Origin of the sequence: Acetobacter sp. (assembly GCF_052102375.1) — a bacterium.
GTDB lineage: Bacteria > Pseudomonadota > Alphaproteobacteria > Acetobacterales > Acetobacteraceae > Acetobacter.
In genome coordinates this window covers 1-21519 of record NZ_JBQDXI010000032.1, presented here as the reverse complement: position 1 = coordinate 21519, position 21519 = coordinate 1, and the positions used below count along the sequence as shown (strand labels likewise).

General features: G+C 54.9%; 16 protein-coding genes. 11 read left to right on the top strand and 5 right to left on the bottom strand.

The features are described from left to right. On the top strand, positions 1-562 hold a 562-nt coding region (locus ACTIDN_RS11475; RefSeq protein WP_441377152.1), incomplete at its 5' end, for a hypothetical protein. 63 nt (positions 563-625) lie between these two features. Here the strand turns inward: ACTIDN_RS11475 and ACTIDN_RS11470 are convergent. Beyond that, on the bottom strand, positions 626-1039 hold the full coding sequence (locus ACTIDN_RS11470; RefSeq protein WP_441377151.1) for a hypothetical protein: 414 nt from the start codon (positions 1037-1039) through the stop codon (positions 626-628). 314 nt (positions 1040-1353) lie between these two features. Here ACTIDN_RS11470 and ACTIDN_RS11465 point away from each other — a divergent pair, with 314 nt between their 5' ends. The 6 genes from ACTIDN_RS11465 to ACTIDN_RS11440 all read left to right on the top strand — a co-directional run bounded on the left by ACTIDN_RS11465 (position 1354) and on the right by ACTIDN_RS11440 (position 10625). Further along, entirely contained in the window at positions 1354-3213 is a 1860-nt protein-coding gene (locus ACTIDN_RS11465) for an ATP-binding protein (protein ID WP_441377150.1), read from the top strand. Then, positions 3197-5203, top strand: a complete 2007-nt coding sequence (locus tag ACTIDN_RS11460) for a response regulator (protein WP_441377149.1) — start codon at positions 3197-3199, stop codon at positions 5201-5203. Before ACTIDN_RS11465 ends, ACTIDN_RS11460 begins: the two co-directional genes overlap by 17 nt. Before the next feature lie 48 nt (positions 5204-5251). Continuing rightward, positions 5252-5845, top strand: a complete 594-nt coding sequence (gene hslV / locus ACTIDN_RS11455) for an ATP-dependent protease subunit HslV (protein WP_415508028.1) — start codon at positions 5252-5254, stop codon at positions 5843-5845. A 15-nt stretch (positions 5846-5860) separates the two neighbouring features. Further along, positions 5861-7174 carry an ATP-dependent protease ATPase subunit HslU gene (gene hslU / locus ACTIDN_RS11450; RefSeq protein WP_441377148.1) on the top strand — a complete coding sequence of 438 codons (1314 nt, stop codon included), beginning with the start codon at positions 5861-5863 and terminating at the stop codon, positions 7172-7174. Further along, complete coding sequence (locus tag ACTIDN_RS11445) at positions 7174-7608, top strand: SufE family protein (protein WP_441377147.1); 435 nt, start codon at positions 7174-7176, stop codon at positions 7606-7608. Before hslU ends, ACTIDN_RS11445 begins: the two co-directional genes overlap by 1 nt. A gap of 245 nt (positions 7609-7853) precedes the next feature. Then, a complete protein-coding gene (locus ACTIDN_RS11440) occupies positions 7854-10625 on the top strand; it encodes a Hint domain-containing protein (protein ID WP_441377146.1) in 2772 nt (923 codons plus the stop codon). Between the two features lie 108 nt (positions 10626-10733). Here the strand turns inward: ACTIDN_RS11440 and ACTIDN_RS11435 are convergent, their stop codons facing one another. From ACTIDN_RS11435 to ACTIDN_RS11420, 4 genes are all read right to left on the bottom strand, one after another. Then, complete coding sequence (locus ACTIDN_RS11435) at positions 10734-13058, bottom strand: molybdopterin cofactor-binding domain-containing protein (RefSeq protein ID WP_441377145.1); 2325 nt, start codon at positions 13056-13058, stop codon at positions 10734-10736. Then, positions 13051-13527 carry a (2Fe-2S)-binding protein gene (locus ACTIDN_RS11430; protein WP_415509152.1) on the bottom strand — a complete coding sequence of 159 codons (477 nt, stop codon included), beginning with the start codon at positions 13525-13527 and terminating at the stop codon, positions 13051-13053. The genes ACTIDN_RS11435 and ACTIDN_RS11430 overlap by 8 nt, the downstream gene beginning before the upstream one ends. Positions 13528-13547: 20 nt before the next feature. Further along, positions 13548-14876 (bottom strand): c-type cytochrome, encoded by a 1329-nt coding sequence (locus tag ACTIDN_RS11425; protein ID WP_415509157.1) that lies wholly within the window; start codon positions 14874-14876, stop codon positions 13548-13550. Between the two features lie 338 nt (positions 14877-15214). Next, on the bottom strand, positions 15215-16687 hold the full coding sequence (locus ACTIDN_RS11420; protein WP_441377153.1) for a mannitol dehydrogenase family protein: 1473 nt from the start codon (positions 16685-16687) through the stop codon (positions 15215-15217). Positions 16688-17108: 421 nt separating this feature from the next. On the opposite strand from ACTIDN_RS11420, the gene rpmI reads away from it, so the two are divergent. From rpmI to pheT, 4 genes are all read left to right on the top strand, one after another. Next, entirely contained in the window at positions 17109-17312 is a 204-nt protein-coding gene (rpmI, locus tag ACTIDN_RS11415) for a 50S ribosomal protein L35 (protein ID WP_006557067.1), read from the top strand. 14 nt (positions 17313-17326) lie between these two features. Further along, positions 17327-17686 (top strand): 50S ribosomal protein L20, encoded by a 360-nt coding sequence (gene rplT / locus ACTIDN_RS11410; RefSeq protein ID WP_048839389.1) that lies wholly within the window; start codon positions 17327-17329, stop codon positions 17684-17686. 172 nt (positions 17687-17858) lie between these two features. After that, positions 17859-18929, top strand: a complete 1071-nt coding sequence (pheS, locus tag ACTIDN_RS11405; protein WP_415508224.1) for a phenylalanine--tRNA ligase subunit alpha — start codon at positions 17859-17861, stop codon at positions 18927-18929. 3 nt (positions 18930-18932) lie between these two features. Further along, positions 18933-21392: a phenylalanine--tRNA ligase subunit beta gene (gene pheT, locus ACTIDN_RS11400; protein WP_441377144.1), complete on the top strand. Its 2460-nt coding sequence runs from the start codon at positions 18933-18935 to the stop codon at positions 21390-21392. Positions 21393-21519: the final 127 nt, after the last annotated feature.

Sequence of the window (21519 nt, the reverse complement as noted above, 5' to 3'; positions counted from 1 at the left end):
GGTTCCGGCACCGGTCGAACACATCCCAGAGCCAGAGCCAGAGCCAGAGCCAGAAAAACCAGCCGTTGACCCGGCCAGATATTTTGCAGCCTCAGCAACCCTGCGGGCGCAGCATGGTGGCGCTCTCTCTTCTGGTCAGGCACCTGAACGTGTTGTGGGAACTGACGGAGATGAGCAGAAGGAAACCTTGCGCAAGGTAATCCAGCCGCATGTTGCGGCCTTTCAAGGGCAGTTGCCCGCAGCATATCACACGCCTAACCAGCCTGTGGCACCGTACGCGCCCAGTGTAAAAGAGCGTGTGGGTCAGGTTTTTGCCCAGCTTTTCGGAAAAATAACGCAGCGCTCGAACCAGAACCCGCGACTTGCCGCAGAGCACGGAAACGGTGCGGCACAGGGTCATGCACTTTCTTCAGCACCCTTGAGCTGTTTGCTCGTCAAGGAAGGGTTTTGGCGTGTGGCCTGGGGTGTTAGCCTTGTCTGTGCCCTGAGTGTGTTGTTGGGAGCATGGTACTGGTGGGATGTTATTGTGCAGGCATGGCCACCAGCGGGGCGTCTGCATTAAGTGGTCTTAAAAATAAATCCAGCGCGGTACAGGCGCTGGATTATTCAAGACCAGTTTGTCTTATCAGACGTTTTTACCTGCCACGGTTGCAAGGGTTGCCCCGGCAGCAGCCAGTGCCATCAGCAGAATACCATCCCAGATCAGACCGCCGGCTGTGAGGTCATGCCCGGCAATAACGACATGGGATGGAATGGCTGACGCCACAGAGCCAATGGCGTCACGCGCCTGAGGGTCTGCGGATGCTGCCGCGTGGGAGAGCGAGCCAACTACAGCCGGCAGCGCCTTCCACAAGACACCTGCTATCAGCAGCAAAGGGGCTAGCAGTTCTGCTAGTTGCTGCACAAAATAGAAGATGAAAAAACAGACGGACCAAATACCAGTACGCACCAGACGCAGCGCGATTGGTGAGTTAGGCAGATCCGTGCGAGGCGCGGAGAGCGGTGGACGAGAATATTCGGCGCGATGTGGCTGGTCCATAAGTGGATGCTTTCTTTAAGGCGGCCAATACAGTGCTGCGCATAAGCGGTAGGCTTTCTGCGCGGGCTTTTAGTGTGGCGGACTATACACAAGAGCCGAGGCTCGCGCACTGCCTGCCCGTAAAATCATGGTAGGGGTGCCTTCATGGTCACAGCAGGGCGTAACAAAACTGTGAGACGGTGAATTCCCATTTTAAGGAAAAATTAAAATATGCTCATGAAAGAAGTAAGCGGACGCTATGGGCTTAAGCCCTCGTCGTAACCGGTTTATCATAGCGCCTGAACATAGCGGGCGCGCAGGGAAAGGCACAAACCATGGCAGTTTCCCCCTTATTTGAGGCTGCGTGTGCTCAGGCCGGAGGGGAAAGCCCTATGAATTTTTTATCCTGCACGGTCTGGCTTGCGGGTCTTGCCGGCGCTGTAGAAGAGCGGTTTGTGCATCTGCTGCAACAGCGTGGCTTCTCTGTTCGCGTGCTGCCCAATGGGGCTGCGGCCTTCACTGCGTTTGAACAGGCTTTGCCAGAACTATTGATCGTCCCCTCTGATCTGGGGGACATGACCGCTATTCAGTTGAGCCAGAAGCTCAGGTTAAACGCTGTCACGCGTGGCATCCCCATTGTTGTGCTAACGGAAACAGCAGACCCCCAGCTTGAGAAAGAAATGCTCGAGCGTGGGGCTGATGCGTGCTTCTGCATGACGTCGGACCCTCTGCTGCTTATGTTCCGTATCTGCACATTGCTGCGTGAATATGAAGATGATTTGCCGATGCGTGAGGGAGCTACGTTTCACGCGCCTTCCGTCATGGTCGTGACAGCCCCCGGAGGCCTTTTGTGGTCATGGCCGCAGGCAGCAATGCCGGATCAGGAGGGTGGTGGAAACGAGCCCGCCTTACTGGCCCTCCTTCGCAAGAGCGGAGATACGGCAACTTTGCTGGAAGACGTGGCCCAGCTTGAGTTAGCTGACACGACCGCGCCACATTACCATCCGGATTGTGTGTTGGTGGACCTTGCGTGCCCTGAGTTTGATGGGCTGGAGGTGGCCCGCACACTTGTTGCCCTTAGGCGGCGGAACCGGCAGTGCGCACGAATTCTGGGTATGGTGCCAAGCGGGCAGGTTGTTGGCCAGACCGCCACCATTGCTTTTGGCGCTGGGGTAGATGATCTGGTGGATGCGACTATTTCCGCAGACCTGCTCATGGCCCGTATTGGAAGTTTGATCCGCCGCAAAATTTTGCAGGACGAAATGCGCCGGGAAGATGCGCATATTGAAAGTGCGCGTGCGCGTATGGCGTTGGCTGATGCCCTGCGCCGGGTGAATGCAGACCTTGCTGCCGCCAATCGCAAACTGATTGAAGCACAGGCCAAGCTCGTTCAGTCGGCTAAAATGGCTTCGTTAGGCGAACTGGCGGCTGGCATTGCGCATGAGTTCAATAACCCGCTGGCGTTTGTGCTTGCGCACGAGAATACGGTGAGCCGGAGCATTTCTCGTGCTTTGGCGGCGGTGCAGGACGGTGACCTTCAGGAGGCGGAGGCCGCACTGGGCAAAGGGGGAGAACGGCTTTCAGCTTCCTTGATCGGACTATCACGAATGCGCGACCTTGTGGCCAGTTTGCGTCGTTTTTCGCGGTTGGAAGAGGGAGAATTTGCGCGTCTGGACGTGCCTGAAGCCCTGAGTATGGTGTTAACACTTTTGGCGCCCAAGTTGGGGCAGGAAATTCAGGTTTCCTGCCACTTGGATGCACCTGCAGAACTGTTTTGTCAGGCGGCATTGGTTAATCAGGTGGTGATGAATATTGTAAGTAACGCGGCAGATGCTATTTTAGAAAAACGTAGTTCAGAAAAAAAAGAATATAAAAATACTCAGAGTGATAAAATAGAAATTTTCTCTGCTCTGGAAGACGCTACGGACAGGGAGTCCGGGCAGGACTATGTCATCCGCATTAGTGATACCGGGCCTGGTGTTCCGGAGAACTTGCAGGAACGGATATTTGAACCCTTTTTTACAACAAAACCTGTAGGCTCAGGAACAGGGTTAGGGCTGGCCACAGCTTATGGCGTTGTACAGGCTCATGGTGGGAGTGTTGTTGTGACCAACATGCAAAATGGCGGGGCCTGTTTTACTTTGCGCGTGCCGTATCGGCCTGTAGAGGAGAAGCGCAGTGACAACGCTGCCTGAGTTGAAGCGCAGGGCGATCGTTCTGATTGTAGACGATGAGCCGGAAATACTTGTTGCCCTGACAGATCTGCTGGAAGATAGCTATCAGGTTTATACGGCATCCTCTGGTCAGCAGGGGCTGGCTATTCTTGCGCAACAGCCTGACGTTGCGGTTATTATTTCCGATCAACGTATGCCCAACATGACAGGCGATGCCTTTCTGGCACAAGCTCGCCATATCTCCTCAGCCGGTGCCATCCTGCTGACAGGCTATGCAGATATCACAGCAGTGGAAGCCGCGCTAAACCGGGGGCAGATTTCCTTTTTTGCGTACAAACCGTGGGACGGAGAAACTCTGCTGTCCATGGTGGGTCAGGCCGCCCGTCGGTATGAGCTGGAAAAAGAACTGGACTGTGAACAGCGGCTGTTACGAAGCCTGCTGGATAACCTGCCTTTTGGCCTCGCGTTCAAGGATGAGCAGGGCCGCTTTATCCGTATTAATGCTCAAATGGCCAAACAGCTTGGCCATTCTGTGCAGGACTGCCTTGGTAAAAAAGAAGATGAGCTTGTGGACGGCGACCGGTTGGCCAGCCTTGATGAGGCAAAACCTGTTTTGTCTGGCGGGGGACGAGACCAGCAGGTTATCAAGCTTTCTACGCCCTCAGGGCAGGTGCGCTGGCATGACCTGACACGTATCCGTCTCGGGAATGGCGATGACGGAGAGGAGGTGCCGCGCGCCTCCTCTGATCTTGTCGATTATTCCATTGTGATAGACCGTGACGTTACGGATCTGCTCAACCTTGAGCAGCGTTTGCGGCAGGCTCAGAAAATGCAGGCCATTGGTACCTTGGCTGGCGGCATTGCGCACGATTTTAATAATCTGCTGACAGCGATTATGGGGTCTTTGGAACTGGTTCAGGACCTTGAGCCCCCGCAACAGCCCAGCGTTGTGCGCCTGTATGGGAACGCCATGGAGGCTGCGCGCCGCGGCAGTGTGCTGACACAGAAATTGCTGGATTTCAGCCGCCCGCGTCATTTGTCCTGCCAGCAGGTGGATGTTGTTGCTCTATTGCGGGATCTTGAAGGTTTCATGATGCACGGCAAGGTGCCGCAGGAGCTTCAGGACGCTTTGGGTGCGGATAGTCTTGAAGCCGCAGGGCGTATCAGCGGTGTGCAATTCAACCTGCCGGATGAGTCTTTGCCCGTTGTGTGGACAGACGCCATCCAGCTCGAGCTGGCGGTGTTTAATCTGTGTGTCAACGCGCAGGACGCACAGCCTGATGATGGTGCCATTAGTGTTTCCGTAAGAAAAAGTGCCCGTTTGCTAGGGCGTACCTCCTCCGGCGTACCGGGAGATGCATGGGTGGTTGTGCAGGTGCTGGATACCGGCGTGGGCATGACCGAGGAAATGCAGGCCCGTATTTTTGACCCGTTCTTTACCACCAAGGATATGGGGCAGGGCACCGGCATGGGCCTGTCCATGATTTATGGTTTCATCAACCATTGCGGGGGCGAGGTGCGCGTGGATAGCGTACCGGGTGGCGGTACTTCCATCGAGCTCTGGTTGCCCGCTATGGCCGCTAACACCAACCATCCCGCTACGCAGCAGGGATTACAGCAGCTTCCTAAAAAGCCCCGCCCGGTTCTGCCGGATTTACAGGCAGGCAACCTTATTCTGGTGGTGGATGATGAGCCTGGAGTAAGGGCCGTTACGGCTGGTTTCCTGCGCCGGGCAGGGTATGATGTTGTAGAGGCTTCAGGCGGGCAGGACTCACTTGCTGTGGTTGAAAAAAACCCAGCAATTGCTCTGGTCGTTATGGATGTCATGATGCCGGGTATGAACGGGAACGAAGCCGCACGGCGGATACAGCAGCTTCGCCCCAATCTGCCTGTTCTGTTTGTCACGGGCTATACAGATCTGGGATTGCTGCCCGCAGGCGTCACTGTTCTGCACAAGCCCTACACACGGGATGCATTGCTGGCAGATGTGAGGGCTATGCTGGCTGCGTAGCCATGCCTCTTGTGCTGGCGTGGCGAGCACCTATGTTTTGTAACTATGATGCAAAGCTTTCATTCAGCCTCTTCTCCGCATGATCCTGTGGGATGGCACGGGACCACTATCCTCTGTGTACGGCGTGGGCCGGATGTCGCCATGGCGGGCGACGGCCAAGTAACGCTTGGTAGCACTGTCATAAAAGGCAACGCGCGCAAGGTGCGGCGTATAGGGCCATCAGGGTCCATTCTGGCCGGGTTTGCGGGTGCTACGGCGGACGCGTTCACGTTGTTGGAACGACTGGAGGCCAAGCTTGAGCGTTACCCGAACCAGTTGGAACGCGCATGTGTTGAACTGGCAAAGGATTGGCGGACAGACCGCTACCTCCGCAGGCTGGAAGCCATGATGGCCGTAGCGGATGCTGAGCATTCTTACACATTAACCGGGAATGGGGACGTGCTGGAGCCGGAAGATGGCATTATAGCCATTGGGTCTGGGGGTAATTTTGCGTTGTCTGCTGCGCGCGCTCTGCTGACGGTCGATGGACTGAGTGCGGAAGAAATTGCAAGGCGCTCCATGAAAATTGCTGGCGATATTTGTGTTTATACCAATCATTCCGTGCGGGTAGAGACACTCTCCGCGCGCCCAGTGACAGAGTAAGGGGAGAGAGAGAGCATGGAAGCACCAACATTTTCCCCGCGTGAAATTGTCTCTGAGCTGGACCGCTTTATTGTCGGGCAGGCGGATGCCAAGCGTGCGGTTGCCATAGCCATGCGCAACCGCTGGCGCCGGGCGCAGTTGGCAGACGGTATGCGTGAAGAGGTTGTGCCTAAAAACATCCTTATGATTGGGCCAACCGGCTGCGGAAAAACCGAAATTGCCCGCAGGCTAGCCAAGCTGGCTCAGGCCCCGTTTCTGAAAGTTGAAGCAACAAAATTCACAGAAGTTGGCTATGTCGGTCGGGATGTAGACAGCATTATCCGTGATCTGGTTGAAGCCTCCATTACCATGCTCCGTGATGTCAGGCGGCGCGATGTGAAGGTGAACGCTGAGCAGGCGGCAGAAGAGCGTTTGATAGATGCGCTGGTGGGGCAAGGGGCTTCTGCTGATACCAGAAGCAAATTTCGGACCATGTTGCGCTCTGGTCAGCTTGAAGACAAGGAAGTGGATATTCAGGTTGTAGAAGCCGCTCCGTCTGGCGCGGGCGAGATGCCCGGTGTCATGCCGGGGAATGTCATCAACTTTAGTGAGATGATGAAAGGCTTTATGAACCGGGCTCCGCAACAGCGGAAACTTAAGGTTGCCACAGCCCGCGTTTATCTGGAGCGGGAAGAAGCAGACAAGCTACTGGATAATGAGGCGCTTACGCGTGAAGCGGTGGCCCATGCTCAGGATAATGGCATTGTCTTTATAGATGAAATTGACAAAGTCTGCGCCCGCGCCTCCGAAAATGGTGCAAAAGGCGGAGACGTGTCCCGTGAAGGGGTGCAGCGTGATTTGCTGCCTTTGATTGAAGGGACAACAGTTTCTACAAAATATGGCCCTGTCAAAACGGATCATATCCTGTTTATTGCATCAGGCGCTTTCCATTTGGCCAAACCTTCTGACCTGTTGCCGGAATTGCAGGGGCGTTTGCCCATCAGGGTAGAATTGCAGCCTTTGAGCCGGGAAGATCTGCGGCGTATCCTGACGGACCCTGAGCATTCTCTGCTCAAACAGTATTCTGCGCTTCTGCAAACGGAGGGCGTAGCCCTGACGTTTGAAGATGGGGCAGTTGACGCACTGGCGGAACTTGCTGCGGATATTAACGAGCGCGTTGAAAATATTGGTGCACGGCGTCTTGCCACGGTGCTCGAAAAGCTGTTGGAAGAGATCTCTTTCACAGCGTCGGACCGTAAGGGCGAGCATGTGACCGTTGCTGCCTCGCTCGTACAGGACAAGGTGGCTCCTCTGGCCCGCAAGGGTGATCTTAGCCGGTTTATTCTCTAATGGACGCACCTTTCGTACTCCCGCAAGAAGAAACAGCAGCCGCTGCGATTGAGGCAATACGCGACGAGCTTGAGTTGTTTGATGACTGGATGGAGCGCTACCAGTACATCATAGAAATGGGCCGCAAATTGCCTGACTTTCCCAAGGAGTGGTGTGATGATGCGCACCGCGTTCCCGGATGCCAAAGTCAGGTATGGCTGGAAGCGCGAGAAGAAAATGAGACTCTCTACTTCGCAGGCCTATCAGATGCGGCAATTGTCTGCGGGTTGGTTGCGTTGCTTCTGCGCGTTTACTCAGGGCGGTCGCGGGCCGAAATCATGCAGACAGACCCAAAGTTTTTGCATGATCTAGGCTTGGTGCAGGCCCTTTCAACCAACCGGGGTAACGGTGTGGAGGCAATGGCTCGCGCTATTCGTTCTGCTGCGGCTGGCTAAGAAAGTCAGCTTTTACATAAGTAAAAAGAAGCCTTTTTAGAGCACAAGACTTCTTTCAAAAAATGAATAATCCCCTCTTCTTTTATTCTTGAGGGGATTATTATTATAGAAATAAATCTCCAAAAAATATTTTCGTGAAGAGAATTTTTGTTGGTTGAAAATAAATCTAAAAATTATTAATTTGTTAAGGCAAAACAAATAAAAATTGTATGATTTTATTTGAATTTAAGAAAGGATCTCTCCTTATGAGCCTTACTTACACGCCTCCACTCAATGCAACGGTTTTAAAAGGGGGGAGCTGGATTGCTGTTAAAGATGTGGATGGCAAGACATATTATCAGTCAGCCACAGGTACAGATGCAACTGCGAGTGCTATTGCAGGTGCCACCAAATATGCAGGCCCGGTTATTATCTCAGGGGGAAGTCTGACGGTTGCTTCCGGGGCTGTGGCATCTGGGGCTTATGTATCGGGCGGTACCAATAACGTTTTTATCGTGTCAGGCGGCACGCTGGAATCTTCTGTAAACGTCAATGGTTGGACCTATGTCCGGAGCGGGGGCGTATCCTCTGATAATACGCTGGTGTCTGACGCGGGTAACGTGGCTGCTGGCGGTTCTTCAGTGTCAGACACCTTCCTCGCGGGCACGGCAACAGATGGAGGGGGAGATGCCTATACTGTTGTCAGTGGCGGTTATATTGGTGGCAGCGCCACAGTTGCTTCTGGAATTACCCTTAACATAAATGCTGGTGCCACCTCTCAGCCTATTGCAGTGCAAAATGGTGGTACTCTCAACCTTGCTGGGGCGGCCACAACAGTTGGGAGCGGCTCTGCCGCATCCAGCATAGGGGGTGATTCTACAGTGTCCCCTCAATATCCTGTAGCGCCAACAGGTGCGACTGTTCTGAATGGGGGAAGCTGGATTGCTGTCAAAGATGTGGACGGCAAGACGTACTATCAGTCAGCCACCGGAACAGATGCAACTGCAAGTGCCATTTTAGGTGCCACCAAATATGCAGGTCCTGTTATTATTTCAGGCGGAAGTCTGACGGTGGCATCCGGCGCTGTTGCATCGGGTGCTTATGTGTCTGGGGGCACGAATACTGTCTTTATTCGCTCCGGCGGTACATTGGAATCTTCTGTAAACGTCAATGGTTGGACCTATGTCCGGAGCGGGGGCATATCTTCTGATAATACGCTGGTGTCTGACGCGGGTAATGTAGCCGCAGGCGGTTCCTCAGTGTCGGACACGTTCCTTGCAGGCACGGCGGTGGACGGAGGCTCTGATACCTACACGGTCAATAGTGGTGGATATATCAGCGGCAAAGCAGTTGTTGGCTCTGGTACCACTCTGGCTGTTGCCAGTGGCGCTACTGTTGCACAATCGCCGTCTTATTATATCACTTATCCGCAGCCTAGTTACCTTTCAGCGACAGTGTTGAGTGGCGGTACCTGGATTGCCGTTAAGGATACAGACGGTAAAACCTATTATCAGTCAGCTACCGGAACAGATACTTCTGCAAAAGCTATTGCAGGTGCGACCAAATATTCAGGCCCGGTCATTATTTCCGGGGGCAGTCTGACGGTTGCTTCCGGGGCTGTGGCATCTGGGGCTTATGTATCGGGCGGTACCAATAACATTTTTATCGTGTCAGGCGGCACGCTGGAATCTTCTGTAAATGTTAATGGCTGGACGTATGTCAGGAGCGGTGGTGTCTCTTCCGACAATACGTTGGTGTCGGATGCCGGGACTATAGCTGCTGGTGGGTCTTCCGTCTCGGATACATTGATTGCGGGTAAAGGTAATGATGGTGGCGGGGACACTTATACCGTGTCGGATGGCGGGTCCGTTACCAGCAGTTTTGTAGGATCAGGTGCAGCGCTGCGGGTTAATACAGGTGGTGTTTCTGATAGCCCGACTATTGAGGCGGGAGGCAGCTATTATGTCACGCAGGCGACATCGCTTGTCTGTTTCCTGCCCGGTAGCATGATTAATACGCCCACAGGGGGCGTTGCTATTGAAGATATTCGCATAGGTGATTCCGTCATTACCTTTGATTGGCGCACCAATAAAAATGTCGTTGCAAAGGTGAAATGGGCGGGCAAGGCCCATGCTACAGTGCGGCGCAGCCTCCCAGATGATGAAGCTGGGTGGCCTGTCCGGATTCTCAAAGATGCTGTTGCAGACGGCGTGCCTTATAAAGACATGCTGATTACAGCCGAGCACTGCCTGTTTTTTGACGGAAAGTTCCTACCCGTCCGGATGTTGGTGAACGGGCGCTCCATTTATTATGATAAATCCATCTCGGTTTATGATTACTACCATATAGAAACAGCAGAACATGCCGTGATCATGGCAGACGGCATGTTGACCGAAAGTTATCTCGATACTGGTAATCGGCAGGCATTTCGGCAGGAAGGTTCTGTTGCCGCTTTTGGCACTAAACGCCGCACTTGGGATGACGCAGCAGCAGAGTTGTGTGTGGACCGCGCTATGGTGGAGCCGGTGTTCAATCGCCTTGTTCAGCGCGCAGAATTACGTGATGTGCCGCTGAAAACACCTTCTGTTACCGAGATATTTAACGATCCTAATCTACAGTTAATAACAGAGGCGGGACAGGTTTTATATCCTGTAAGGCAGAGTGAGCAGACTTACAGTTTCTTATTGTCACCGGGGCTTCATTCCGTACGTATCGTGTCGCGTGCGGCACGACCAATGGATGTTATCGGACCGTTTGTAGATGATCGTCGTATGTTAGGCGTGGCGGTGTCCGCCATACGCTATGTCACGGGTCAGGAAACCACAGAGCTGAGCGTTCATCTTCAGGCTAAAAAGCCAAAAGGTTGGCTAGATGGCACAGCTTGTGAGCAGGCATGGACAAATGGAGATGCGCTCCTACCTTTACCTGAGAGAGAGCCTACGTGCGGCCCGATTGTTCTTTCCCTGACCTTGCGCGCAGCAGGCCCCTATGTGGTGCGTAAGCGCTCGGAAGAATTCAAAAAAGCTTTGTCTGCATAAATATAATACAAAAACAGCGTCTTTCCCGTGAGGAAAAAGACGCTGTTTTTGTGTTTGGTAACTCATTGCATCCTTCCCTCATCAGGGGAAGGATGATGGTGAGTGTGTTCAGGCAGACTTTTTGTCTGACAAACCCTTCAGCACATCTGCTGGGCGGATAGGTTGGTGGCGCAGGCGAACGCCAACAGCGTTAAACACACCGTTTGCAATGGCTGCGCCAATAGTCGTCACGCCGGGTTCACCAAGGCCCATTGGCTTTTCAGTGCTTTCGACAAACTCAATGTCGATTTCCGGTGCATCGGCAATGCGAAGGGGCGTGTAGCTGTTCAGATTGAGGTCACGCACATTGCCATCGACAATTTCTGTGTTCTCAAACAGAGCCATGCTCAGTCCCCACAATGCGCCGCCTTCTGTCTGGGCAGCAGCGCCATCGGGGTCAATAATGGTGCCAGCATCTAGCACCAGCCAGATTTTCTGGCAGGTCACCACGCCTGTTTTGCGGTCCACATGCACTTGTGCTGCACCGGCAGTCCAAGTCGGCATAGCGCGTTCCTGCCCGAAGGTGGTGGCAATGCCAATGGCCGTATCTTTGGGCAGGGTGGTTTTCCCGTAACCACATTTTTCCACCAGACGCTTCAGCACGTCAGCCTGACGCTTGGCACCACCCACTGAGTCAGGTGCTTTGCCAGCATTACGGCCTTTCGCCGTTAGCAGGGACAGGCGGAAATCAACCGGGTCTTTCCCCAGTTCATGTGCCAGTTCATCCAGAAAAGCTTCATGAGCCCAAGGGGTCCAGCCGGAGCTGACTGAGCGCAACCAGCCGGGGCGGAATGTATCGCTAGCCAGATCGTTATCCAGTGCGCGAACGCGCATGGGGCCAACATCGTACCAGTGGTCAGCGCCCGCAATGGCAAACTGGTCATAGGGTTTGCCATCGGCCCCTTTTTCCATGAAGGCTGCGGCCATGACACGGGTGGGCCAGCCAGCAGAGGCATGATGCTCCCACCCGTTCGGGTTTTTCTGTTCGTCCAGCGCCACGCGCACGGTCTGGATAGACGGGGAGCGGAAGGAGTCAAACAGCATGTCATCCGAGCGGGTGAGGATGAGTTTGACTGGCTTGCCACCAATGGCTTTTGAAATCAGAGCTGCGGGTACAGCGTAGTCCCCATTCAGGCGGCGACCAAAGCCGCCCCCCAGCAGGTAGCTGCGCATAACCACATCGCTTTCCGGCACCTGAAGCGCTTTGGCAATGACCGGCAGAAACAGGGACTGCCACTGGTTGCCACAATGTACTTCCCACTTGCCATCCTGTAGGCGGGCAAGGGCGTTAGTGGGCTCAAGCTGGTAATGTAGTACGGACGCACAGGTATAGGTGCGCTCAAAAACCTGCTTTGCGGACTTGAAGGCATCATCTACGCCCGCGTCATTAAACACGCAGGAGCCGCCAGTTTTTTCCGCAATCTGCTTACGGCCGTGCTCAATGATATCCTGCTCGGATACCTTGGCAGTCTTGCCCGGTGTCCATGTGACTTTCAGGGCGTCGGTGGCACGAATGGCCGCGGGGTAGGACGATGCCAGAACCGCAACCCAGCCGGGAACCGTTTCAGACGGGTCTTCCAGCACAACGTAGCGGATATAGCCTTTAACCTTTTTGGCGTCCGTATCATCTACAGAAACAACTTTGGAGCCGTAGCGGGTTGGCGGCAGCTTGGGGCGGGCATAGACCATGCCTTCCAGCTTGGCATCAATACCATAAATGGCAGAGCCATCCGTCTTTGCCGGAATATCAAGAGACTTGACGTCCTTGCCAATCAGGCGGCGTTCTGACGCTGGTTTAAGAGGGAGCTTACCCATCTCTTCTGGCGTGAAGGTGCGGGTAGGATGCACCTTGCTGACAATGTCACCGTAGGAGATGGATTTGCTGCCTGCAATAACTCGACCATTGCGGGCAATGCAGTTGGCAGGAGAGGTGCCAAGAAGCTTGGCACCTTCTTCTACCATAACGGTGCGTGCGGCAGCCCCAGCCTGACGGAAGACATCCCATGTCATCCACACGGACCATGAACCACCAGTGACCATCAGGCCCCATTTGGGGTCTGTATCAACCTGCGTGATCTGGACCTTACTCCAGTCCGCTTCCATTTCATCCGCGATGATACGGGCGAGGGCCGTGCCCACATGCTGGCCCATTTCTGCACGAATAACATTGATGTTGACCGTGCCATCCGGCCCGATGGAACACCAGACGGTGGGTTCGAACGCACCATTACCCGGCATGGTGGCAGATGCCGGATAAAGCTGTGCTGCCTTGCTTTCCCGCGCAAAGCCAAACATGAGGGCAGACCCCATGGCGGTCATCAAAAATCCGCGGCGGCTTGCTTTCAGGCCAGCGGCGCGGTCCTGTCGGGCAGCAATCTGTTCTAGTTTACCCATGAGATGCTGTCTCCTCACGCATGGCGGCAGCGGCTTTTTTAATGGCCTTGCGAATACGAATATAGGTCATGCAGCGGCATAGGCTTCCGCCCATAACACCATCAATCTGTTCATCCGTTGGGTCCGGATAATCCTTGAGCAGGCTTGCCGCCTGCATGATCTGGCCAGACTGGCAGTAGCCGCACTGCGGTACCTGAATATCACGCCATGCTTCCTGCACGGGGTGCTTGCCTTCCGGGTCCAGCCCCTCGATCGTGACAATGTCTGCCCCATTGATGGAACTGACGGGTGTAATGCAGGAGCGTGTAGCACGCCCCCCGACATGTACGGTGCAGGCACCGCACTGGCCAACCCCACACCCAAATTTGGTGCCGGTCTGGCCTAGTTCATCACGCAGCGCCCACAGGAGTGGGGTATCGTCTGGCACATCGACGGTCACGTCACGGCCATTTAGTTTAAACTTTATCATATCTGGCTCCGTGTACCGTCTTAGTGGGAAGAATTGACAGGAATGGGTGTGACGGTCTTGCGCACGTCAGCGGCTTTTTTCTCAAGGTCTTTCCACGGCGGCAGAGTAGTGCGGGTGCGGCGCAGATAAGCGGCCAAGCGGGCCATATCAGCATCCGACAGAGCATTATAGAAGCTCGGCATGGCAACACCGGACTGGCCTTCCTCCGCTGTCAGGCCACGGAGCATGACCTGAAACAGGTTTGTCGGCTCATCCAGCCAGAGTGCATTATTCAACGCCAGATCCGGGCGGCCCAGTACGGGCGACGGTGCAGCATTGTAATGGCAGGCAGCGCAGGCACCCTGATAGAGTTTGGCATCCGGGTCAGAATTAGGGCCAATCAGGTCTTTCTTTGACTGTTCCATAGCCAGTGCCAGAGCCGCTGGATCGTGTTTTTCACGCTCAGCCGCTTTGTCTACATCAGCAAAGTAATGAGCAATGGCGTGCACATCTTCTTCCGGTACAGTGGCAAGGAAGCGGTGTGCAACAGGGGACATTGGGCCACCAGCCGGACCATGCAGCGGGGCTACACCATTACGCAGGTATTGGTACAGTTCCTCTTCCGTCCATGTGGTCGGGGTCGGGTTATGCTCGTTCAGTGGGGGAGCAATCCAGTTATCCACCACAGCGCCATCATAAGCAGAGCCTTTTTTCTCCGCTCCCATCAGGTTGCGGGGGGTATGGCACGCGCCACAATGGGCATTGCCCTCAGCCAGATAAGCACCGCGGTTCCACAAGGCATCATGGCTGGGGTCTGGCTTATAGACGCCAGGTGTAAAGAACATGAGCTTCCATGCAGCCTGACCAATGCGGAGGCTAAGCGGGAAGGGCAGTTCGTTGGGGCGCTGTGTCATGTGCACGGCAGGGCGTGTCATGAGGTAGGCGTACAGATCGGCAATATCCTGATCTGTCATTTTAGTGAAATGGTCGTAGGGGAAGGCAGGGATCAGATGTTCGCCTTCGCGGGATACACCGTAGCGCATGGCGCGACGCAAAGCTTCCTCCGACCAGCGGCCAATCCCGGTTTCAGGATCTGGCGTGATGTTGGAGGAGTAAATGGCCCCGAATGGGGTTTCCATTTTATAGTCACCGGCAAGCTCAGGGCCACCGCCCATGTCCGTGCGGGTATGACATTCCGCACAATAGCCTTCTGCTGCAACAATACGCCCGCGTTCTATCTGTTCAGCAGAGAAGCTGCTGGCGGCTGGTGGTGTTATGGTAGCAAGGGACGGGTACCATGCGTAATACAGGAAACCCAGTCCACCAAGGACACCGGCCCCGACAGCCCCAGCTAAAAGACGTTTAATCACTCTACCCCCAATCTTGTAACAGACTGATAGAGGCCAGAGCAGAAAAGCCACGGTTCTGGCGTTTCCTCCCACAGCGCTGGCGCTTCTCAGTCTTTAATCCCGTTATCTCGTTAGTGTGTATTTATCCGGAATTAAGGAGCAAATAAACGCATAGATGCGGCAGAAAAGCTGTAAAAAATGAATAAGATTTATTTATCAGGTACAAGTTCTGTCCTGATTTACTGTTAACTATATATCGTTGTATATAGACATGCAATAAAGACGTGTTGTTTTTATTTGAGACTATGACGGTAAACGCACCCCCGTCGCCCAATTTTTGGGAGCGGGGGTGCGCTGTTTTACAGAGACAGGTTTTGAAGTGTCTTGCGTGCGCCGTGAGTGCGGATACTTTGGCGCAAGGTGTCCACATCCTGAACGAAGGCTGGAAAACGGTCTAATTGCCAGCCAGAAAACACCGGAATTTGCAAGGCTGTGGCGGTGTCGTCCTGCAAAGCCTGAGCTCGTGCATCATCGGGCAAGCCGGGTTCGGAAAGGGTATAGCGCTTCTGGCTGTCCGTTTCTCCGCGCAGATAGTTTAGGAAGCAGGCAACGCCGAATGCGATGCGTTTATGATCTTTTCCAGCTTCTAAAACGCCTTTGGCAGTATCTGCCCAGAAAACGGGGAGTTTTGACGCGCTGTCAGAGGCAATGCGAATGAGCTGGTCGCCAACAGCCGGGTTACGGAAGCGGCTCAGCACCTGCTGTGCATAGTGGCGCAGTGATACGCCTTCCGGAGGACTAATAAAAGGTGAGGCATCCTGCGCCAGAAACTGCTCAAGCAGTGCGACGAGCGCGGTATCCTGCATGGCGTCCGGCACTGTGGCATAGTCCATCAGCACACCGGGAAGAGCTAGCATGGAATGAGATGCATTCAGCATCCGCAGCTTTACCTGTTCGTAAGGCCCAACATCCTGAGTAAACTCTACGCCCACAGCCTCCAGTTCCGGGCGGCCTGCACAGAATTTGTCCTCAATAACCCACTGCGTGAAGTCTTCGGCAAACAGGGGCATCTTGTCATCTATACCGCTCAGAGCATTCAGGCGCGTAACATCTGCGGCTGAAACAGACGGTGTGATGCGGTCCACCATTGTGGAGGGGAAGGTTACGTTCTCTTCAATCCATGCGCCAAGTTTGGCATCCCGTGCTTTGGCGTAGGTGCAAAATGCCGTGCGCGCGACTGTACCGTTATCCCGCAGGTTATCACAGGTCATGACGGTGAAAGGCCCTGCGCCACTCTCACGGCGGAGGCGCAGGGCCTCTGTTACAAGCCCAAAGGCGGTCTCGGGCACATTCCGTTTCAGGTCTTCTATAATGGCGGGATCATCCAGCATGAACTGGCCGTTTGCATCTACATAATACCCACCCTCAGTAATGGTCAGGCTCACGATCTTGATGGCAGGATCTGCCAGACGATGAATGGCGGCTGTACGGTCTTTTGCGGCCTGCACATACTCGGTAATGGCACCCAGAACGCGGGTTGTGTGGTCACCGTCCGTTGCAAACTCGGTCAGGGTATATAGGCCATCTTGTTCCGCCATAAGGGCGGCGCGTTTTGTCTCCCGCTCATTATCGCGCAGTCCAACGCCAACGATTGCCCACTCCTGCTGGTCAGGACGCGCCAGAACCCGGTCTATATAGAGTGCCTGATGCGCACGATGAAAATTTCCTACGGCAAGGTGCGCTATGCCGGGAGTTGTTTTTGTGCGGTCATAATCAGGGGTGAGGACTTGAACGGGAAGTGTGGTGAGCGTTGCGTTGGAGAGGGAAATCATGAAAGTGGCGAACCTCATTGATGTTGTCTCATGCAGCAATGGCATGATGTGGTGTTAAGGGTAGTGGCATCTGACGTTATGCAAATGCCTGTTTCCATGCGGTTTAAAGCGTATGCCAGCCGTAAAGGTTGCAGGGCAGGCACCTGCGGTGGCAGGCCTAGTAAAGCATGTTGTTGCACAGATCTTTATGTGGCCCATTGATGAACATTTTACCTGCCGTATAGGGCAAAGGTGATGCGGGCACGGGAGTGCATGACTAGCAAGATACAGGCAAATCCTTGAGCCTGCCACCTTGTAAAGCTGTGGAGTTTGGGCTATGGGGGCGGCTTCGCACACGCGTCCGGGCTTGTAGGGCATGCCCGGCCGTGGTCTGTTGCGCCGCAAGGCGTAGCGAAGCTTAATAGTTTGCAGGAGTAATGAAATGCCCAAGATGAAGACCAAATCGTCGGTCAAAAAGCGGTTTAAAATCACCGCAACCGGCAAGGTGCTCTCCGGTCCGTGCGGTAAACGCCACGGCATGATCAAGCGCCCGCAGAAAATGAAACGCACCAACCGCGGTGCACAGGTGATGACACCGCAGGACGGTCGTACCGTCAAGCAGTGGGCACCCTACGGGCTGGTTTGAGGAGTATCTAGCATATGGCACGTGTAAAACGCGGCGTAACAAGCCACGCTCGCCACAAGAAGGTTCTGAAGCTCTCCAAGGGTTTCCGCGGCCGGTCTTCTACAAACTACCGTATTGCTCTGGAACGGCTCGAAAAGTCCCTCCAGTATGCATACCGTGACCGCCGGAACAAAAAGCGTGAATTCCGCGCTCTGTGGATCCAGCGTATCAATGCCGCTGTGCGTGAGCACGGCCTGACCTACAGCCGTTTCATCAACGGTCTGGACAAGGCTGGTATTGAAATCGACCGTAAGGTTCTGGCCGCCATCGCATTTGATGACGCAGCATCTTTCGCTGAAATCGTGAAAAAAGCTCAGGCAGCTCTGGCAGCCTAAGGTTTTTGACCGGTTAAGGTTATCGGAAAAGGCTGCCCTTTATCGGGCGGCCTTTTTTGTTTTGCCTCCCTCATCAGGCTGTTTTCAGGCTTTATGGCGGGATAGGGGTTTTCTCCGGCTACAGGACGGAGTATTCGGCCCCTAGCGTATTTTTCCCCTCGTGCGAGGTTTCATGAGCGACGATCTTGAAGTTTTCCGGCAGGAAGTCCTGTCCGAACTGGCTAATGCTGCTGATATGCGGGCATGGGATGCCGTCCGGGTGGGGACACTTGGCAAGTCAGGCCGCCTGACCACCTTGCTCAAAGCGTTGGGGAAAATGGCGCCAGAGGAGCGTAAAGCCCGTGGTGCCGCCCTGAACCGCCTGCGTGATGACCTGAACCGTGCGGTGGAAGAGCGCGGCAAAGCGCTTGAGGCTGCGGCTCTTGAAGCCCGGCTGATTGCTGAGCGTGTGGATGTAACCCTCCCACCTCCGCCGGTTATGCAGGGTGCAATTCACCCGATCTCCCGCGCGATGGAAGAAATGACCGCCATTTTTGGCGCTATGGGGTTCAGCGTGGCAGAAGGTCCGGATATCGAGACCGACTGGCATAACTTCTCCGCCCTCAACACGCCGGACCATCACCCGGCACGGACGGACCACGACACGTTCTACCTGCCGCCCGCACCGGGTCTGGATGTAACACGCGTGCTGCGTACCCAGACCTCCGGCGTGCAGATCCGCACCATGTTGAGCGAGAAGCCGCCCATCCGCGTTATATGCCCGGGCCGGACTTACCGTGCAGACCATGACGCAACCCATTCTCCCATGTTCCATCAGTGCGAAGGGTTGGTCATAGGGCAGGGCATTACGCTGGGGCATCTTAAAGGCTGCCTGATCGAGTTCCTGCGTGTGTTCTTTGACAAGCCGGATCTGCCTGTTCGTTTTCGGTCGTCCTACTTCCCCTTTACCGAACCTTCCATGGAGGTGGATATCGGCTGGTCCCGCCGTACAGGTGAAATTGGGGGTGGGGATGACTGGCTTGAGGTGCTGGGGTCCGGCATGGTGCACCCGCGTGTTCTAGCCAATTGTGGCCTTGACCCGCGTGAGTGGCAGGGTTTTGCCTTTGGTATGGGTATTGAACGTCTTGCCATGCTGAAGAACGGTATTCCGGACCTGCGGTCTTTTTACGAGAGTGACATTCGCTGGTTGCGCCATTACGGGTCGGACCCGCTTGCGCCCGCGCTGCTGCATGAGGGGGTGTAAGACATGAAATTCACGCTATCCTGGCTGTATGACCACCTTGAAACACAGGCAACGCTGGAAGAAATCTGCGTAAAGCTGAACCAGATTGGCCTTGAGGTTGAAAGCGTAGAAAATCGGGGCGCAGCTATCGAGCCGTTCCGTACCGCGCGTATTCTGGAAGCCAACCGCCACCCGGATGCAGACCGGTTGCAGGTCTGTCGTGTGGATGCAGGCCCGGGTTTTGAAAACGTGCAGGTTGTGTGTGGCGCGCCGAATGCCCGGACAGGTCTGGCCGTTATTTTTGCACCGCCAGGCACCTATGTGCCGGGATTGGATATTACCATCAAAGCCGGAAAAATCCGTGGGGAAGCCAGCGGAGGCATGTTGTGCTCCCTGCGTGAACTTGGTTTGGGTGAAGAAAGCGACGGCATTGCCGAACTGCCGGAGGATACCTTCCCCGGTCAGTCCTATGCTGACTTCGCGGGCCTTGATGATGTTGTTATTGACATTGCCATTACCCCTAACCGGGGAGATGCGCTGGGTGTGCGTGGTATTGCACGTGATCTGGCAGCAGCAGGGCTTGGTACGCTCCGCCCGTGGCTGGCTGAGGCTGTCGAGGGGACATTTGCTTCACCCGTTATATGGGAAAATACTCACACCAAAGCCTGCCCGTGGATTTTGGGGCGGACTATTCGCGGGGTTAAAAATGGTCCCAGCCCGGAATGGCTGCGCACCAAGCTGGAAAGCATAGGCCTACGCTCCATCTCCACGCTGGTCGATATTACCAATTACTTCTGTTTCGACCTTGGTCGGCCTTTGCATGTTTTTGATGCCAGCAAAATTGCCGGCGGCCGCCTGATTGTGTGTCAGGGTGCGGGTGAAACGTTCCGTGCGCTGGATGGAGAGGACTATATCGTCACGCCAGAGGATTGCGTCATGACAGACGCTAATGGTGTGCAGTCTCTGGCGGGTATTATGGGAGGCGAAGCCTCTGGCGCTACGGAAGAAACAACAGACGTTTTTGTGGAATGCGCCCTGTTTGACCCCGTAAGCATTGCCTTGAGTGCCCGCCGGGTTGGGTTAGCTTCCGATAGTAGTTACCGGTTTGAGCGCGGTGTGGATCAGGCGTTGCCTGTCGCAGCGCTTGAAGCAGCAACGCGCATGATTATTGACCTTTGTGGCGGTGAAGCCAGTGAGGTTGTGTCTGCCGGGGAGCAACCCGCATGGCAGCGTGACGCTACGCTGGCGTTTAACCGCGTCCGTGATCTTGGTGGGCTTGATGTGCCTGCGCAGGAAAGCACTGCTCTGCTGGAAAAGCTGGGTTTTGAAGTGCAGGACCGCACGGATGACGCAGTCCGTGTCAGCGTGCCCTCATGGCGCAATGACATTGCCCAAAAGCCTGTTCTGGCTCAGGCAGCGAAACTGGAAAGTGCACAGGCCGCTAAAGCAGCAGAGGGCGTTGCCCACTGTGAAGCCGAGAGTGATCTGGTTGAGGAGATCCTGCGTCTCAAGGGGCTGGACAGTGTGCCTGCTGTACCGCTGCCTGCCGTAAGCGTTGTGCCCGGCACGGCCCTGACACCAAAGCAAATTCGCACAGCACGGGCGCGCCGTATTCTGGCCGCGCGGGGCTTGGTGGAAACAGTTGGTTTCTCTTTTGTCTCGCATGAAGATGCTGTGCGTTTTGGTGGTGCACCTGAGAGCTTGCGTCTGCTCAACCCCATTGCGTCTGACCTTGACCAGATGCGCCCAACCCCGCTGGTCAATCTGGTCTCTGCAACGCAGCGCAATAGTGTGCGTGGCTGGGCTGATATTGGATTGTTTGAAGTAGGCCCTGCATTTTCCGAGGCCGGGCAGCAGCTTGTTGCCGCAGGTGTGCGAAGTGGTCATACGCCGCGTTATCCCGAGCAGGAAAGCAAGCCGGTCTCGCTCTGGGCTGCCAAAGCTGATGCGCTGGAACTTCTGACCCAGCTTGGTCTTTCCCCTGACGCGCTGAGCACAACGGCAGATGCTCCAGCATGGTACCATCCGGGGCGTTCCGGCGTTGTGCGCCAAGGCCCGAAGAACATTCTGGCCTATTTTGGTGAACTCCATCCATCCCTGTTGCAGGCAGCTGGCATTGATGTGCCTGTTGTGGGGTTTGAAGTGTTTATGGACAGTGTGCCAGAACCCAAACGGCGCAAGAAGTCTGCTCCTAAACTCTCAAGCTTCCAGCCTGTGCGCCGCGATTTTGCGTTTGTGATTGCACGGGATGTACCAGGTGAAAACCTGTTGAAAGCCGTGCGCGGCGCAGACAGAAACCTCGTAGCTGGCGTCACCCTATTTGACGTCTATGAAGGCCCGCATGTGCCTGAAGGCTACCGTTCTGTTGGGGTGGAAGTTGTTTTACAACCAACGGATAAAAGCCTGACGGATGCTGATCTGGAAGCTGTGTCAGAGCGAGTTGTTGCGGCTGTTACCAAGGCAACGGGCGCTGCACTGCGCTAAAAATGGCGAAACCTCCGGCACTTATCAGGTGTCGGAGGTTTGCTGCAAGAATTCGCTGATAAAAATTTACGGAACTAGGGCCTGTTAGCACTTGATCCAGTCTGCGGCTGCAGCGATGTGTATGACG